Source organism: Actinocrinis sp. (genome assembly GCF_035653575.1).
GTDB lineage: Bacteria > Actinomycetota > Actinomycetes > Streptomycetales > Catenulisporaceae > Actinocrinis.
Genome location: NZ_DASRBQ010000056.1, coordinates 35205 through 51077, shown reverse-complemented (window position 1 = coordinate 51077; position 15873 = coordinate 35205). Strand labels below are relative to the sequence as shown.

General features: G+C 70.2%; 15 protein-coding genes. 7 read left to right on the top strand and 8 right to left on the bottom strand.

Annotated elements, in window-relative coordinates:
• Positions 1 to 97: 97 nt before the first annotated feature.
• From VFA06_RS07935 to VFA06_RS07925, 3 genes are read left to right on the top strand one after another with little or no spacing between them, the layout of a single operon-like run.
• Positions 98 to 1219, top strand: coding sequence for an ATP-binding cassette domain-containing protein (locus VFA06_RS07935; RefSeq protein ID WP_324839787.1), 1122 nt, complete (start codon positions 98 to 100; stop codon positions 1217 to 1219).
• Positions 1216 to 2016, top strand: coding sequence for an ABC transporter permease (locus VFA06_RS07930; protein WP_324839786.1), 801 nt, complete (start codon positions 1216 to 1218; stop codon positions 2014 to 2016). The genes VFA06_RS07935 and VFA06_RS07930 overlap by 4 nt, the downstream gene beginning before the upstream one ends.
• A 54-nt stretch (positions 2017 to 2070) precedes the next feature.
• Positions 2071 to 2883 (top strand): MerR family transcriptional regulator, encoded by an 813-nt coding sequence (locus VFA06_RS07925; RefSeq protein WP_324839785.1) that lies wholly within the window; start codon positions 2071 to 2073, stop codon positions 2881 to 2883.
• A gap of 74 nt (positions 2884 to 2957) precedes the next feature.
• On the opposite strand, the gene VFA06_RS07920 is transcribed toward VFA06_RS07925, so the two are convergent.
• On the bottom strand, positions 2958 to 3647 hold the full coding sequence (locus tag VFA06_RS07920) for a hypothetical protein (RefSeq protein ID WP_324839784.1): 690 nt from the start codon (positions 3645 to 3647) through the stop codon (positions 2958 to 2960).
• 199 nt (positions 3648 to 3846) lie between these two features.
• Positions 3847 to 4254 carry a LuxR C-terminal-related transcriptional regulator gene (locus VFA06_RS07915; protein ID WP_324839783.1) on the bottom strand — a complete coding sequence of 136 codons (408 nt, stop codon included), beginning with the start codon at positions 4252 to 4254 and terminating at the stop codon, positions 3847 to 3849.
• Between the two features lie 631 nt (positions 4255 to 4885).
• Here VFA06_RS07915 and VFA06_RS07910 point away from each other — a divergent pair.
• Positions 4886 to 6655 carry a chitinase gene (locus VFA06_RS07910; protein ID WP_324839782.1) on the top strand — a complete coding sequence of 590 codons (1770 nt, stop codon included), beginning with the start codon at positions 4886 to 4888 and terminating at the stop codon, positions 6653 to 6655.
• A 113-nt stretch (positions 6656 to 6768) separates the two neighbouring features.
• Here VFA06_RS07910 and VFA06_RS07905 read toward each other — a convergent pair whose 3' ends face one another.
• Positions 6769 to 7350, bottom strand: a complete 582-nt coding sequence (locus VFA06_RS07905; protein WP_324839781.1) for a hypothetical protein — start codon at positions 7348 to 7350, stop codon at positions 6769 to 6771.
• A 302-nt stretch (positions 7351 to 7652) separates the two neighbouring features.
• Here VFA06_RS07905 and VFA06_RS07900 point away from each other — a divergent pair, with 302 nt between their 5' ends.
• The 3 genes from VFA06_RS07900 (at position 7653) to VFA06_RS07890 (ending at position 10634) form a co-directional block, all read left to right on the top strand.
• Positions 7653 to 8705: a class I SAM-dependent methyltransferase gene (locus VFA06_RS07900; RefSeq protein ID WP_324839780.1), complete on the top strand. Its 1053-nt coding sequence runs from the start codon at positions 7653 to 7655 to the stop codon at positions 8703 to 8705.
• 89 nt (positions 8706 to 8794) lie between these two features.
• A complete protein-coding gene (locus VFA06_RS07895; protein WP_324839779.1) occupies positions 8795 to 9595 on the top strand; it encodes an alpha/beta hydrolase in 801 nt (266 codons plus the stop codon).
• A gap of 112 nt (positions 9596 to 9707) precedes the next feature.
• The gene (locus VFA06_RS07890) at positions 9708 to 10634 is read left to right on the top strand and encodes a polysaccharide deacetylase family protein (protein ID WP_324839778.1); all 927 of its coding nucleotides are present in this window, start codon (positions 9708 to 9710) and stop codon (positions 10632 to 10634) included.
• A 41-nt stretch (positions 10635 to 10675) separates the two neighbouring features.
• Here VFA06_RS07890 and VFA06_RS07885 read toward each other — a convergent pair whose 3' ends face one another.
• The 5 genes from VFA06_RS07885 to VFA06_RS07865 form a co-directional block, all read right to left on the bottom strand.
• Entirely contained in the window at positions 10676 to 11470 is a 795-nt protein-coding gene (locus VFA06_RS07885; protein ID WP_324839777.1) for a metallophosphoesterase family protein, read from the bottom strand.
• On the bottom strand, positions 11467 to 11760 hold the full coding sequence (locus VFA06_RS07880) for a hypothetical protein (RefSeq protein WP_324839776.1): 294 nt from the start codon (positions 11758 to 11760) through the stop codon (positions 11467 to 11469). The genes VFA06_RS07885 and VFA06_RS07880 overlap by 4 nt, the downstream gene beginning before the upstream one ends.
• On the bottom strand, positions 11757 to 12377 hold the full coding sequence (locus VFA06_RS07875) for a nucleotidyltransferase family protein (RefSeq protein ID WP_349260114.1): 621 nt from the start codon (positions 12375 to 12377) through the stop codon (positions 11757 to 11759). The genes VFA06_RS07880 and VFA06_RS07875 overlap by 4 nt, the downstream gene beginning before the upstream one ends.
• A gap of 102 nt (positions 12378 to 12479) precedes the next feature.
• Positions 12480 to 13940 (bottom strand): MFS transporter, encoded by a 1461-nt coding sequence (locus tag VFA06_RS07870; RefSeq protein WP_414639846.1) that lies wholly within the window; start codon positions 13938 to 13940, stop codon positions 12480 to 12482.
• A gap of 286 nt (positions 13941 to 14226) precedes the next feature.
• Positions 14227 to 15774 (bottom strand): bifunctional phosphatase PAP2/diacylglycerol kinase family protein, encoded by a 1548-nt coding sequence (locus VFA06_RS07865; RefSeq protein ID WP_324839773.1) that lies wholly within the window; start codon positions 15772 to 15774, stop codon positions 14227 to 14229.
• Positions 15775 to 15873: the final 99 nt, after the last annotated feature.

Genomic DNA, 15873 nt, shown 5'->3' with positions numbered 1-15873 from the left:
GCGCGTACGGGTTTCGTAACGGCTGGCCGGAGCCCTTCGGCAGGAGCGAAAAAGCGGGCTTGACCTTGACGCAGCGTCAACCTTCCACGATGGAGACATGCCACACGAGACGGCGAATCAGAAGGCGGCGCGCAACGCGTTGATGCAGCCCGGAGCTGCTGTATCGGCAGCAGCCGCGACCGCGCGGGCGGAGGCAGGGCAGACGGAAGCAGGGCAGGTGGACACAGGGCAGACGGCCGCGCTCGCGGTGTCAGGTCTGCGCAAATCCTTCGGCGAGAAATTGGTGCTGGACGGGATCGACCTGGCCGTCGCCGCCGGGACGGTGTTCGCGTTGCTCGGCCCGAACGGCGCCGGCAAGACCACCGCGGTCAACATCTTGTCCACGCTCATCGCGGCCGACGGCGGTCAAGCGCGGGTCGCCGGGCACGACGTCGCGGCCGAGCCCGACTCGGTGCGCGCGGTGATCGGGGTGACCGGCCAGTTCTCCGCGGTCGACAACCTGCTGAGCGGCCGGGAGAACCTGATCCTGATGGCCGACCTGCACCGGCTTGGCAAGGTCGAGGGCCGCAGGCGCGCCGACGTGCTGTTGCGCCGCTTCGACCTGACCGAGGCTGCCGACCAGCGGGTGATCACCTACTCCGGCGGGATGAAGCGCCGGCTCGACCTGGCCATGACGTTGATCGGCGAGCCGCGGGTCATCTTCCTGGACGAGCCGACCACCGGGCTCGACCCGCGCAGCCGCCGCGAGCTGTGGCGGATCATCCGCGAGCTGGTGGCCGGCGGCGTGACCATTTTCCTCACCACCCAGTACCTGGAGGAGGCCGACCAGCTGGCCGACCGGATCGCGGTGCTCGACCAGGGCCGGATCGTCGCGCACGGCAGCCCGGCCGAGCTCAAGCGGCTGGTGCCCGGCGGGCATATCAGCCTTCGCTTCGCGGACCCTGAGGCCTTGGAGCGCGCGGCCGGCTGCCTGGACGTATCGGCACGCGACGACGAGACGTTCACCGTGCAGGTCCCGAGCGACGGCGGAGTACGTGCCCTGCGATCGGTGCTCGACAGGTTGGACGCGGCCGGCGTAGAGGCCGAGGAGCTGTCCGTGCACACACCGGACCTGGACGACGTGTTCCTCGCGCTGACCGGGCACGGCGCCGGCGGTGCCGAAGAACGAAGCGACAACGCAGGACTCGACGACAGCAACGAAGGGGCGATCGCATCATGAGCAGCCTGAGCTACGCGGTGACCGACTCCGCGACGATGCTGCGCCGTACGCTGCGGCACATCCTGCGCTATCCCGCGATGCTCGCCGCCTCGCTGGGCGTGCCGGTGATCCTGCTGCTGTTCTTCGTCGGACTGCTCGGCCGCACGCTCGGCGCGGGATTGAACGCCGCACACGCCGGCGGCGTCGGACACGGCAGCTACATCGACTATGTCGCCCCGGCCATCGTGCTGCTGACGGTCGCCTCGGGCTGCATGGCGACCTCGGTGGCCGTGTGCGTCGACACGACCGAGGGCATCATCAACCGCTTCCGCACCATGGCGATCTCGCGATCCTCGCTGCTGACCGGTCACGTGGTCGCGAGCGTGATCCAGACGATCGTGAGCGTGGCGCTGGTGATCGGCGTCGCGGTGGCGATGGGCTGGCGGCCCACCGGCGGCCCGCTCGCCTGGCTGGCCGCCGTCGGCCTGATCGTGCTGCTCAGCTTCGCCCTCACCTGGCTGGCGGTGGCGATCGGGCTGATCTCCAAGACGCCGGAGTCCTCGAGCAACACGCCGATGCTGATCCAGTTCCTGCCGTTCCTCGGCAGCTCGTTCGTGCCCACCGCCTCCATGCCGGCCGGGGTGCGCTGGTTCGCCGAGTACCAGCCGTTCACGCCGCTCAACGAGACCCTGCGCGGCCTGCTCAACGGCGGCCCGGTCGGCCACGACGCGCTGGTCTCGATCGCCTGGTGCCTGGGCATCCTGGTGGCCGGATACTGGTGGGCGCGCACGGTGTTCCGGCGCGGCCGGGTACGTTGACCGGCCGCGTTGACGGGAAGACTCAAGCGGGGACTAAGGGCTCAGGAGCCGGGGATGACCACGACGCTCACCATCAGCCAGCTCGCCGACTATGTCGGGGTCACCGTGCGCGCGGTGCGGCACTACCACCAGTGCGGTCTGCTGCCCGAGCCCGATCGCGACGCCTCCGGTTACCGCCGGTACGACGCGCAGGCCGTCATCGACCTGATCCGGATCAAGACCCTGGCCGACGCCGGCGTGCCGCTGGCCAGGGTGGAGGAGCTGCTCGGCGCGCAGCCGGAGCAGTTCGCCAAGGCCGTGGCCGAGATCGACGCGGCCCTGGCCCAGCGCATCCGCGAGCTCAAGCGGCACCGCCAGCGGATCGCCGAGCTGGCCGGGGGAGAGCGCCTCTTCCTCCCGGACGGAGTGGTCGAGTACCTCGACGAGATGCGCGCGATGGGCGTGAGCGAGCGGGGCGTTCGCGCCGAACGGGACGGCTGGATCATGCTCAACGCGCGGATGCCCGAGGCCGTGCCGCTGCTCATCGCGCACAAGCGGACGTACGTCGCCGATCCGGAGTTCCGGCACTTCTGCCTCGCCTACGACCAAGCCTTCGACTGGGATCCGGACGATCCGCGGCTGGAGGCGCTGGCCGACGAGATGCTGGACTACATCGAGCGCAAGGCTCCGCGCGAGAGCGGGGTCCAGGGCTGGGATTCGTTCGCTGAGAACGTGGCCGACGGAGCGCAAGAGCTCGACGGCAGCATGATGATGCAGATCACTGACGCCTCGCCCGCCTGGAAGCGGCTGAATCGGCTGGCGGTGGAGCGGATGCGGGCGCGCACCGGGGACAAGCCCTCGCACGCCTGGCCGTTCGAGAAGGGCTGACCCGGCCCGCGGCGGCCTGGCCAGGGAGGATGAGGGTCCTGTGTCCTCGGGGCTGCACGCAGGACCCTGATCGGTCAGTGCAGGCTGGAGATCAGCAGCTTGGCGAGGGCCAGTTCCCGCTCGACCTTGAAGTCGCCAGGGCCGACCTCGACGTAGACGTCGCCCTTGAGCGCGACCACGACCGACTCGCCGGACTGGGTCAAGGTGAGCGCCGCGTCGCCGATGCCGGAGGTGGGCGCGACGGTCCAGGCGCAGTCACCGGTGCACGAGCGCTGCGAGCGCGGCATCGACTTGGCCTTGGTCTCGCCGAACTCCTGGGCCGCGGACTCGTTGTTCATCGTGGTCGGGTCGGTGCCGATGACGACCGAGACATCGAGCTGGCCGCCACCGCTCGGCGTGGTGAACGTGTACCGGCAGCCCTCGTAGCCGTGGAAGCCGAGCGCCGACTGGGTATCGGGCATCGAGGTGTTCACCTTGAAGCCGACCGCGGAGCTGATCTGGTCGAGGGTCACCTGGCCCGGCCCCGGCGTGACGAACGTGCCTTGGGAGCTAACCGAGGTGCACGCGACCGGGAAGGGCGCGGCGCTGGACGTCGGGGAGGGCTGGCTCGGGTCCGAGGAGCCGCCGGCCGGCGCGGACGGTGATGCGGGCACTGATACGTACGTCGAGCCGATCGGGGTTCCGCTGCCGTAGGCGCAGCCGGCTGCCGCGGTGCAACAGCCGAGAACCGCGAGCGAAGTGATGAGCCGAGTCGTAGTGCGCACCGTGCGCCCTCCCGCGTGCGTTTCGTCGAACGGTGTCTGGTGCAGTGCCCGAAATGCACTGACGTTGGAACGGTACGGCTCGACGAGCCCGGACATGCGACGTGAGCGCTCTCAATGCCCGAAGGGGCAGCGACTTGAACCCAAGCAGGCAGGGCGGCGCCGCGTGCGTCATACGGTTGGCGCGCGCGGCGCGGAGCGGCTAGATCCAACCGCTGCGTTGTGCGTACCAGCCCAGCTGCACGCGGTTCGCCGCGCCGGCCCGCGACATCATGCCCTTGACGCAGCGCTGCACCGTGCGCCGGCTCACGCTCAGGGTCTCGGCGATCGCGCTCTCCGCCTGCCCTTGTAGCAGCATCTTGAGAATCTGCGAGTCGAATTCGTTCAACCGCTGCGGCTGTGACTGTGGCTGTGACTGGACCTGGTCCTGCGTTGGAGGCGACACGTCGTGGTCGCCGTCCTTGCGTGCCCGGCAGGCGAGGATCTGCCCGAGCTGCATGCGGTTGCGCGCGCCGACCTTGGCCAGCAGCACTCGGACATGCCGCTGCACGGTGCGTTCGCTCACCTGCAACCGCGCGGCGATCGCCTTGTCCGGCACTCCGTTGAGCAAGAGCCGGAGGATGGGTTCGTCGAAGGCGTGCGGTCGCCGTTGCCGTGAATCGGCTTGGGAACGGGAGCGAACGGTGTAGAGCGACGCGGCGGTGCCCCCAAGATCCTGCACTGTCCCTCCGGATGCGTTAACCGACCGCGCCCGAGTTCGCCGCGCCGCGTATGCGGCACCCGTGCGGCATAGCGAGAACCATCAAAGCACTACATAACGGTTCAAACTTCTAAGTGTCGTATGTGCGCCACCGGTCTCCGATCGGGCCGCACCCTAAGAAAGCCTCAGCCCCAGCTCATCCGCACGGCCGATCGGAGGCTGGCATTGCGGCGCTGACCTGCGGCGTTTAGCGTTCTCTCAAGCTCTTGGCGTAACTGCGCCGAGATGGCCGCGGACCAGACCATTGACCGACCGACTGGTCTAGTCCAATCTGGCATCAGCATAAACATCCTCCGGAGTTCGGCGCACCCCGGTGACTTAAAAACCCACAATCCGAGCCGCAGATCCACGCGAATCGGCATATCTCGCGCAAGCGTGCGCACCGGAGGCGCCCGGTACGCCCGCCTCGATCGACCCGCGGCCCCGCCGCGTCGCGCCCGCACGCGCGCCGCCGGTGCCGCCCCGTACCGGAGAGGCAGTCATGGCACGCGTTCCCCATCTCACCTCGCGGCCCGCCCGCAAACGGGCGCTCGCCGCGGCCGGCGCCGCGTTCAGCGTCGTGCTCGCGACCGTCGGCGTCGTCGCGGCCACCACCGGCGCCCAGGCCGCCGCGGCCAACCTGGTTCAGAACCCCGGCTTCGAGTCCGGGGCGCTCTCGCCCTGGACCTGCTCCAGCGGCAGCGGCACGATCGTCACCAGCCCGGTGCACTCCGGCGCCGACGCGCTCCGGGGCACCCCGGCCGGCAGCGACGACGCGCAGTGCTCGCAGACCGTCAGCGTCCAGCCGAACTCCGCCTACACGCTTTCGGCCTGGGTAAACGGCTCGTACGTCTACCTCGGCGACACCGGCACCGGGACGACCGACGGCAGCACCTGGACTCCGGGCACCGGCGGCGGATATTCGCAGCTGACCACGAGCTTCACCACCGGGGCCAGCACCACCAGCTTGACCATCTGGGTGCACGGCTGGTACGGCCAGCCCGCCTACGAGGCCGACGACTTCTCCCTCACCGGTCCCGGCGGCGGTGGCAGCCCCTCGCCGAGCACCGGCCCGACCTCTTCCTCGCCCACCCCGACACCGAGCGCGAGCCCGACCGGCGGCACCGGCGGTACCTGTTCCGCGCCGGCGTGGGTGTCCACGACCGCGTACAACGGTGGTGCGGTGGTCAGCTACAACGGCCACACCTGGACCGCGAAGTGGTGGACCCAGGGCGACATCCCCGGCAACAACGCGCAGAACGTGTGGACCGACGACGGCGCGTGCAGCGGGAGCGGAAGCCCCTCGCCCTCGAGCAGCCCGAGCACCAGCCCGTCGCCCAGCCCGAGCAGCACCGGCGGCGGTAACGGCGGCCCGCACAAGCACGTGCTGACCGGTTACTGGCAGGACTTCGTCAACGGCGCGACCGTGCAGCGGCTCAGCGACGTGAGCAGCCAGTACGACATCGTGGCCGTGGCCTTCGCCAACGCGACCGGCACGCCGGGCCAGATCTCCTTCGCGGTCGACTCGGGCCTGTCCAGCTCGCTCGGCGGCTACTCCGACGCGCAGTTCCGGGCCGACATCGCGACCCTGCACAGCCGCGGCCAGAAGGTCATCGTCTCGGTTGGCGGCCAGAACGGCGCCATCTCGGTCGGCGACTCCGCCTCGGCGAGCAACTTCGCCAGCAGCGCGGCCTCCATCATCAAGAGCTACGGCTTCGACGGCATCGACATCGACCTGGAGAACGGGGTCAACGCCACCTACATGGGACAGGCGCTGCACTCCCTGGCCAGCCAGAGCGGCCTCGGCTCGAGCTTCGTCCTGACCATGGCCCCGCAGACCATCGACATGCAGAGCACCGGGATGGCCTACTTCCAGCTCGCGCTGAACGTGAAGGACATCCTGACCATCGTGAACATGCAGTACTACAACTCCGGCTCGATGAACGGCTGCGACGGCAACGTCTACTCGGAGGGCACCGAGAACTTCCTGGTCGCCCTCGCCTGTATCCAGCTGCAGAACGGCCTGAACCCGAGCCAGGTCGGCCTCGGCGTGCCGGCCTCCAGCAGCGCGGCCGGCGGCGGCTTCGTGAGCCCGTCGGTGGTTAACGCGGCGCTGGACTGCCTGGCCTCCGGGACCAACTGCGGCAGCTTCAAGCCGTCGACCACCTGGCCCGGCATCGGCGGCGCGATGACCTGGTCGACGAACTGGGACGCCAGCGCGGGCAACCAGATCGCGAACACGGTCGGCACGCACCTGCACTCGATGCCGTAGCCACGCGACTGGTTCGATAACGGCTACGTACAGCCGCGGCCCCGGATGCATTCAGGCATCCGGGGCCGCAGCATTGGTTGTCCAGTTGGGCGGGACAGAACACGCGGTCTTACTTACTGAGCGTTGTAGACGATGCCGACATTTGACGATCGAACGCTCGGACCGAGGTGCACGCAGTACCACTCACCGCGCCAGGAGATCAGCGAGAAGATGCCGAAGGACTTCGTCACGCCGTTGATCTGATAAGTCAGCCGGGTGCCGTACAGCCGGTAGTACGAACCCTTGTTGTACTCGACGCCCGGTTTGATCCAGACCGCCTGGCTGGTCGGCACCGAGACCTTCACGAACTGCGCCGCGGAGGCGTGCGACCCGAGCAGCTTGTGCGCGGCGTGGATGTCGAGGTCGTACCAGTCGATCAGCCGGTTCTGATAATCGGCCGAGGCATTGGAGATCGCCTTTACCTGAAGGTACGCGCTCTTCGGGAAGAAGAACGGCAGCGCGATCGAGGGGTTGTCCTGCACGATCGCCTGCCAGAGATCCTGCACCCCGGCTTGGAACATCGGGTCGTCGGGCCGCGGCAGGACATGCGTCTGCGGCAGCGTGCCGGGATCGACCGACGGCGAGGGGCTGGGGGAAGGCGAGGGGGACGGACTCGGCGCCACCGGCGAGGGGATCGAGCTGAGCCCGATATTCACCCCGGTGCCGTCCGTGCCGGGGCCCGAGCTGCCGCTCCCGCATGCGGCAACGGGTAGAAGGGCCAACGCGGCACACAGTGCGTAAGGCCATCGGCGCGTTCTACCGGACCGTGGCGCGCCAGTGCACTTGGTCCAAATCATGGGGTGCATCCTTCCAGCCGCGCCGATTCTGCACGAGCACATGGCGCGATTGCCTGAACGGGAAGGCACATCGACCTCGCATTCGCGGCGTGCAACCGCTAGATAACGCCGCAACTGCCAGAAAGATTGAGCAGCGCACCTGGTACTTGCATGATGGAGAGATGTTCCCTGACTGGCAGAGCCTGACGGACGCACAGCACGAGCGCTGGGAAGCCGTGCTCGGCACCCTCACCGCCGCCCTCCCCGCGCGTGCCGCGGGCGTCGTCATCGATGGCGAACACGCGGCGGCCGTCGCCGACCGGCTCGCGCTCGCGCTGCGCTCGGCCGGACGGCACTGCCTCCGCCTGACCGATCGCACCCCGCTCGCCGACGAGGACGCCTGGCGCGTCGAGGGCACGCCGACCACCATCGCCCTCGCCGACGGCCCGCGCTGGCGCGAGCATCCGCCGACCGGCCGCTGGGAACTGGCCGTGTGGCTGCGCGCCCCCGGCGATCACGCGGCCAGGCGCGCGGATCCGGGCTCCCGCACGAAGCCCGCAGGCGAGGTCGTGCTCGACCTGGGCGATCCGTCCTGGCCGGTGATCCGGCGGGTATCCGGCAACGTCGCAGTGCCCGAATACTGGTACGTCGCCGAGAACCAGGCCTTCTTCGCGGTGCGCGCCGCCGCCTGGGACACCAAGTTCGGCGACGACCTGCCCGCCTACGCGGCCGCCGTCGCCGAAGCCGCCCCGGTGCTCGGCGGCACCGCGCTCGACCTCGGCTGCGGCACCGGTCGCGCGCTGCCCGCGCTGCGCGCCGCGGTCGGAGCGTCCGGGCGCGTGATCGGCCTCGACGTGACGCGGCAGATGCTCGACGCGGTGCGGTCAAGCGGCCGCGACCGCGACGCCACCGCGCTGCTGCTCGGCGACGCGCAGCGCCTTCCGTTCGCGGACCGCTCCATCGACACCACCTTCGCCGCCGGCCTGCTCAACCACCTCGACGATCTGGCGGCCGGCCTGCGCGAGCTGGCCCGGGTCACCAGGCCGGGCGGCCAGCTGGTCGTCTTCCACCCGACCGGACGGGCCGCGCTGGCCGCCCGCCACGGCCGGGTCCTCGGCCCGAACGAACCGCTGGCCGAACACGTGCTCGGCGCCGCGCTGGCGGACACCGGCTGGAAGCTCGCCTCCTACGACGACCCGGAGCACCGCTTCCTCGCCATCGCGACGCGCTCGTAACCATCGTCGGCGCTAGCCATGAGCGCTATGATCGCGCCGCGCTCATGCATCGGAGCGAAGAGTCAGGGCCCGGGAGTCAGGAGACTGCTGTGACGGACGCCGGCAGCACCACACAGCCGTCCCGCTTCGACGTGGACGGCGTCGGCCTGGTGTACGAGGACGCCGGCTCCGGCGCGGCCACGCCGCTGGTCTTCATCCACGGCTGGACCGCCAACCGGCACCGCTGGGACCACCAGTTCGAGCACTTCGCCAAGTCGCGGCGGGTGCTGCGGCTGGACCTGCGCGGCCACGGCGAGAGCGACAAGCCGGTCGAGCGTTACAGCATCGACGGGCTCGCCGCGGACGTGCTGCGCCTGCTCGACGACCGCGGCGTCGACCGGTTCATCCCGGTCGGCCATTCGATGGGCGGGATGATCGCGCAGACGCTCGCCCTCGCCCACCCGGAGCGAGTCGAGCGGCTGGTGCTGGTCGACTCGGTCAGTCAGATGGTGTACAGCCGCTCCCGCGGCCTGGTGATGACCCTCTCGAAGAGCGTGCCGTACAACACCTTCGTCGCGATCAACATCCAGCGCGCGTTCAAGCCCGGCTACCCGAAAGAACTGATCAAGCAGTACATCGCCGCCTCCCAGGCCACGCCGAGGCACGTCGTGATGTCCTGCTACGACGCGATGCGCGGCTTCGACGTGCTCGACCGGGTCCGCGAGATCCAGGTCCCGGTGCTGATCCTGCACGGCGAACACGACATCCAGTTCCCGCCGGCCCAGGCCCGGCGCATCGCGGCGAACTGCGCGAACGCGAAGGTCGAGATCATCGACACCGGCCACGAGTGCCCGGTCGAGAACCCGCAGGCGGTGACCGACGCCATCGAGGCCTTCCTCGCCGAGGGCTGAGACGGCGTCAGCCGGTAAGCCGGGCCGGCCGGGTCAGCAGGCTCAGCAGGCGAACCGGGCGGGCCGGCGACCTGAAGAAAATCTCCGCGGCGCATTCAACTAATCTTCAGGAATGCGCGTCTCAGAAGTCGTGACGAACACCGACGCCCGCCCGCCGCTGGTCTCCCGTCGCCGCTTCATGGGCGGCGCCGTGGGACTGGCCGCGCTGGGCTCCTTCGCCGCGGCCTGCCAGGGCGACACCAGCCCGGCCGCCAGCACCTCCGCGGCCAGCCCAAGCCCGATCGGGATCGAGACCGGCGGCAGCGGCGCCGGGGCGAGCCCAAGCGCCACGGCCGGCGCCGGTCCCGACCCGCAGCTGCTGGCGCAGCGCTACCAGGGCCTCAAGCCGTTCGCCCCGGCCCCGGCGCCGCCCTCGGTCAAGCCGATCACGCTGAGCGCTGACCACCCGCAGGTCTTTTCCAAGGTGCCGATCAGCGACAAGGTGGTCTTCGTCACCCTGGACGACGGGATCGAGAAGGACCCGGCCTTCATCCAGATGGTCAAGGACTTCCAGATCCCGCTCACCCTTAGCCTGGCCGACACGCTGATCCGGGACGACTACGCCTACTTCGAGAAGCTGAACCAGACCGGGTTCGTCACGATCCAGAACCACACCGTCAACCATCCGCTCAACATGCCGAGCCTGTCCGCGCAGCGCCAGCTCGATGAGATCGCCGGACAGCAGCAGAAGCTGCAGAAGGAGTACGGCACGACGCCGTACCTGTTCCGGGCGCCGGGCGGCAACTACAACGCCGCCACGGTGAACGCGGTCAAACAGGCCGGTCTCAAAGGCATGATGATGTGGAAGGAGTCGATGGAGATCCACGACATGCAGTACCAGACCGCCTCGCACCAGCTGCAGCCCGGCGACATCATCCTGGCCCACTTCCGCGGCCCCGCCCAGCTCAAAGGCGAGACCATGGTGCAGATGATGATCAACCTCTACAAGCACATCCAGGCGCAGGGCTTCACCGTGGCGGACATCACGAAGTACGTGTGACCGGCCGCGAGCGCGCCAGGGCTCGGCGACGGGCCAGCACGCTAGGCGAGGCGCGCGTGCTCGGCCGGGCGCGAGTGCTCTGTCGAATGTGAGTGTTCTGCCGAATGCGAACCCTCATTCACGTGGAAGAGCGCGAACGCACGCCGAATCAACGGCTGCGCGACGTTGCGCACTCGCACGCCGCCGTTCGTCATGCCCTGCTCGGAGCCCGAATGCGCGTGACCGTGCACGGCCAGGTCCGCGCCGCCCTCGTCGATGGCCTGCGCCAGCAGGTAGCTGCCGAGGAACGGGAAGATCTCCGGCGGTTCGCCGGCCAGGGTCTCCGGCACCGGGGAGTAGTGCGTCAGGGCGATGCGAAAGTCGCAGTCCGCTGACTTCAGCTCGTCGAGCGCCGCGCGCAGCCCGTCGGCGCAGGCGGCCGACCTGCGGGCGAAGGCCTTGATCTCCGGCTCGCCGAAGGCTTCCAGCGCCCGACCGGGAAACCCGCCGCCGAAGCCCTTCGTCCCCGCCACGCCGAGCCGGAAGCCGCCCAGATCCAGCACCGCGGCCTCGCCTTCGAGGGTGCGCACGCCCTGCTTCTCCAGGATCTCGGCGATCTGTTCCGGCTGCTCGCCGTGGTAGTCGTGGTTGCCCAGCACCGCGATCACCGGCACCGGGGAGTCGGCCAGCTCGCCGGCCACCACCCGCGCCTCGTCCGCGGTGCCGTGCCGGGTCAGGTCCCCGGCCAGCAGCAGCACGTCCGCGCAATCGCGCAGCGACTCGACCGCGGGGCGCAGCACGCCCTCGCTCGTGCTGCCGAGATGGATGTCGCCGACCGCGGCCACCCGGATCGTCATAGCTCCTCCACGCGCGGCTTGGCGTCGGCCGGTGCCGGGGCCACGGTCACGTCGAGCCGTACCGGCAGCCCGGCCAGCTCCTCCTGCACGAGGCGCACGATCTCCTCTCGGCATTCGCTGGTCGCGACGGTCCCGTACACGACCACGGCGTTAGCGCGCGCCTCGATGCGCAGCCCCAGCTCGGCGGTTTCGCCGTGCGCGAGGCGATGCCGAAGCCGCTCGATGCGGTACTCGGTGTCGTCGGTCATGCTCAGTCCAGTGCCGTTCGAGTTCTGCGTTGCGTTGGTCACGACGCGGGAGCTCCCTCGCGCTGCTCCCCGGCGCCGCGCGGCGGGATGACGTCGAGCCGTTCCAGCAGGTAGAGGAAGGCGTCCGGCATCGGCTGGCTGCCGAACTGCGCGCGCAGCGCCGGCCAGTCGACCTTCTCGCGCAGCAGCCGGGCGATCGGCAGCACCGTCCCGAAGTCGCAGTGGTGCTCCGAGAAGGCCGCCAGCAGGCTGCCGATCATGTCGGTCGCCGCGATGACCGGCATCCGCACCGAGTTCACCGACAGCTCCTCGGCGCGGGCGAGGAACCGCTCGTCGATCGGGCGCTGGGCGAGCTCGAAGATGAGATCCACCTGCTCGCCGCGGCACCGCGCCTTGATCAGCCAGTCCTCCGGCGGCTGATAGACGTGCAGGCCCGCTTTGCGCAGCGTGTCGGCGATCTGCTCGGCGTCCTCGCGGATGATGCAGAAATCGACGTCGTGGCGCAGGCTCAGCGGGGCGCCGTGCGCGTAGGCCGCGACTCCGCCGGCCAGCGCGAACCGGTGCCCGGCGGCTTTGAGCAGCGAGCCGACCTGCTTGGCCGCGTCGAGGATCGCCTGAGTGCGATCCGGAGGGAACTCGGCGGTCGTCGTCAGACCCATGACCAGATCGCCTTCCCGACTTTCCAGACGCTCCAGTTCCAGCTCACTCATTGCGGCCCCTCCGATCAGCGGATCGACCGTAGGTACCCGCTTCGGCCGGTCTTATCCGGTCGGCTCCGCTGAGCCTTCGGCCTTGCGGTACGTCGCGACGACGTCGTAGGCGGCGATCAGCAGCGCGAGCAGGACCAGCCCGATCGCCACGGCCAGGCCGCGTTGGAAGGCGTCCGCCCAGCGCCCGGGATCCCTCGGCCGTCCACTGCCGCCACCTGAGCCCGACCCTGCCGAAGTCGACGCCGCCGCGCCGACCGCGGCGAAGAACACCGAGCCGACCACCGCGATGCCGACCGCGGAACCGATCCGCTGCGCGGTCTGCAGGACCCCGGCGGCGCTGCCCGCGTAGCGCACCGGGACCTCGGACAGCGTGATCGTCTGGTTCGGTGCGATCACCAGGCCGCTGCCGAGCCCGGCCAGGGCCAGCGGCAGCGCGGCCGCCCAGCCCACGCCCCGGCCCGGCACCAGGTGCACCGCCAGCAGTGTGCCGCCGAGGCCGAGGGCCACCATCACCAGCCCGGCGGCGATGAGCGGCCGCCCGAGCTTGGTGACGACCCGGCCGCCGAGCGCCGAGGCGACCCCGGAACCGACCGCGAACGGCGTCATCGCGGCCCCGGCGAGCAGCGCGCTGTACCCGAGCCCGGCCTGCACATACAGGGTGAAGATGAAGAAGATCGCGGTGAACCCGGAGAAGTACACCAGCGCGATCGCCGAGCCGAGGCTGTAGGAGCGGAACCGGAACAGCTTGAGATCGAGCAGCGGATCGGCCCGCTCCGCGCGCCTGCGCTCCCAGAGCACGAAGACCGCGAGGAACGCCGCGGCCGCGGGAACCAGTAGCCACTTGAGCGAGCCGCGCCACTGCTGCTCCTCGACCAGCGGCAGCAGAATGAGCACGACGCCGATGGCCAGCAGCACCACGCCGACCGGGTCGAGACCGGTGGGACGGCTGCCGCTCGCGGCGCCGTCTTGCTCTGGCCGGTGCTGCCGGATCTCCCGGTGGCTCGGCAGCAGGCGATACGCCGCGGGCAGCGCCGCCAGGCCGATCGGGACGTTCACGTAGAAGACCCAGCGCCAGCCGTCCGTGGGCCCGCCGGCCGAGATCAGCAGCCCGCCGAGCAGCGGGCCGATCGCGGTGGACAGCCCGATTACCGCGCCGAGCAGGCCAAAGGCGCGCCCGCGCTCCCGGCCCTGGAACAGCTGCTGGATCAGCCCGGCGACCTGAGGATTGAGGATGCCGCTCGCCAGGCCCTGGGCGAACCGCGCCGCCACCAGCCAGGCAGGTCCGGTGGCGACCCCCGCGGCCGCGCTGGTCAGCGTGAACGCGGCCAAGCCGACCATGAACGCGGCGCGGCGGCCGTGCGTGTCACCGAGCCGTCCGGCCGGAACCAGGACCAGGCCGAAGGCCAGTGCGTAGCCGGACAGCACCCACTGCAGGTCGTCCGGCGAGGCGTGCAGCCCGGCCTTCAGCGAGGGCAGCGCCACATTGACGATGCTCACGTCGAGCAGCGTCATGAATCCGGCGACGAGGCAGACGGCCAGCGCGCGCCAGCGTATGTCGGCCGGTTTTCCGTTCCGTCCGGTCCGCGCCGCGCTCTCGGGTCCTGGGGACGCGGGTCCTGGCGACGCGGACCCCGGGGAGGATGCCGCGTCTGGCGAGGATGTCTCGTCTGGCGAGGACGCGGCTTCAGGGTGTGGGCTGGCGGAGTTTCGAGTCTCTGCTGACACGGTGCTGGCTCGGCTCTGTCGGGGTCGAAGTGCTCGCTCCAGCTCTCCAGTACCAGTCGCCGCCAAACGATCGCTACATGACCGGCGCAGCGGGGCGGTAGACGATCAGCGACCGCGGCAGCTTTCCGACACTAAGCTCCGGCTCGGTGCCCGCGACCTCGCCGTCCACGCTGTAGCTCAGCCCCGGACCGGAAGCGGAGTCGGGGCCGCGACCGGCCGCTGATCCGGCTCCGGATCCGGCGTCGGAACCGACGCTGGTGAGCGAGAGCGTCGTGGCGGCGCGGTACTGATACACCCGGCTGGTCGCCAGGGTCCCGGTGGCCAGCGCCGCGAGCAGCCGGATGCGAGCCAGCGGCCTGGCCGCGTCGACGATCCGGATGTCCAGGTCGCCATCTTCCAGGCGAGGGCGTCCTGAGGGCGCGAGGCCGGCGGGCTGGTAGCGGCAGTTGCCGGCGAACAACAGCCACAGCCGCCGCTCGACGCCGTCCACCCGGCAGACCACCGGCTTGCCGTCGCGCAGCACCTCGATCGCGCCGGCGAGGACCGCGGGCCACTTGCCGAGCCGATGCTCGTAGCGTTCGCGGGCATGGACCAGATCGACGTACGCGCCGACGCTGAAGGTGTTGACGAACACGTGGTCGTTGACCGTGCCGACGTCGACCGCGATCGCATCGCCGTTCCGCAACGCGGTGACCGCGTCCTCGACCGATTCGATGCCGATGTCGCGCGCGAAGTGGTTGAGCGTTCCAGCCGGGACGACAAGGAGGGGCACACCGGCCCGCAACGCGGCACCGACTGCCGCGTTGATCGTGCCATCGCCCCCGGCGACGCCGAGCACCGCGGCCCGCTTCGCGGCCTGTTCCAGGAGCCCGGGGAGATCGGCGCCCTCCTGCGCGACGACGATCTCCGCCGCCGGAAGCTCCTGCCGGATCTGCTGCGCGAGCCGCCCGCCGCCGTTCTCCTCGGCTCCGGCCTGCGCGCTGCCGTTCCCCGCGGCCGGGTTGATCACCAGGATCAGGCCCTCTCCGGTGGGCAGCGCCGGGGCCTCGCTTCCGGCCGGGGGCGCCTGCGCGGGTTCCGGGTCGAGCGGCGGCCACCAGCGGGTGGTCAGCAGCCCGGCCGCGACGCCGACGGCGGCTCCGGCCACCACGTCGGTCGGGTAGTGCACTCCGGTGACGACGCGAGAGGCGGCGACCCCGGCGGCCAGCGCCGCGACCGGTAGTGCCAGATAAGGGGTCTCCAATGCCACGCCGGTCGCGAAGGCGGCGGCCGAAGCGGCGTGGCCGGAGGGAAAGGAGGAGCTATCCGGCACTCGGCGCAGCTGGCGGATCAAAGGGATGTCCACGAGGCCGGGACGCTGCCGGCGGATCATCGTCTTGCCTACCAGATTCGCCGAGGCGCTGGCCAGGCTCACCGCCGCCATCCCGCGCATCGCGGCCCTGCGGGTGCCGCGACGCGGAGTCGCTGCCATCGTGGCGGCCAGCGCGATCCACAGTTTGCTGTGGTCCGCGGCGCGGCCGAGCTTGGGCAGCAGATGATCGAGAACCCGGGACCGCTCCGGCGACACGGCGCTCATCAGACGTCTGTCGAAGCCGGAGAACGGAAGCGGGCGTACAGACATGGCTACCTCCCCTGGGGACTGCCGTCGTTTACCCGCCTCGCGTCAGGGCACACGGGCGGCACCAGGTATCCGAGTGTTGATCATCTTGGCGGAAGGAGC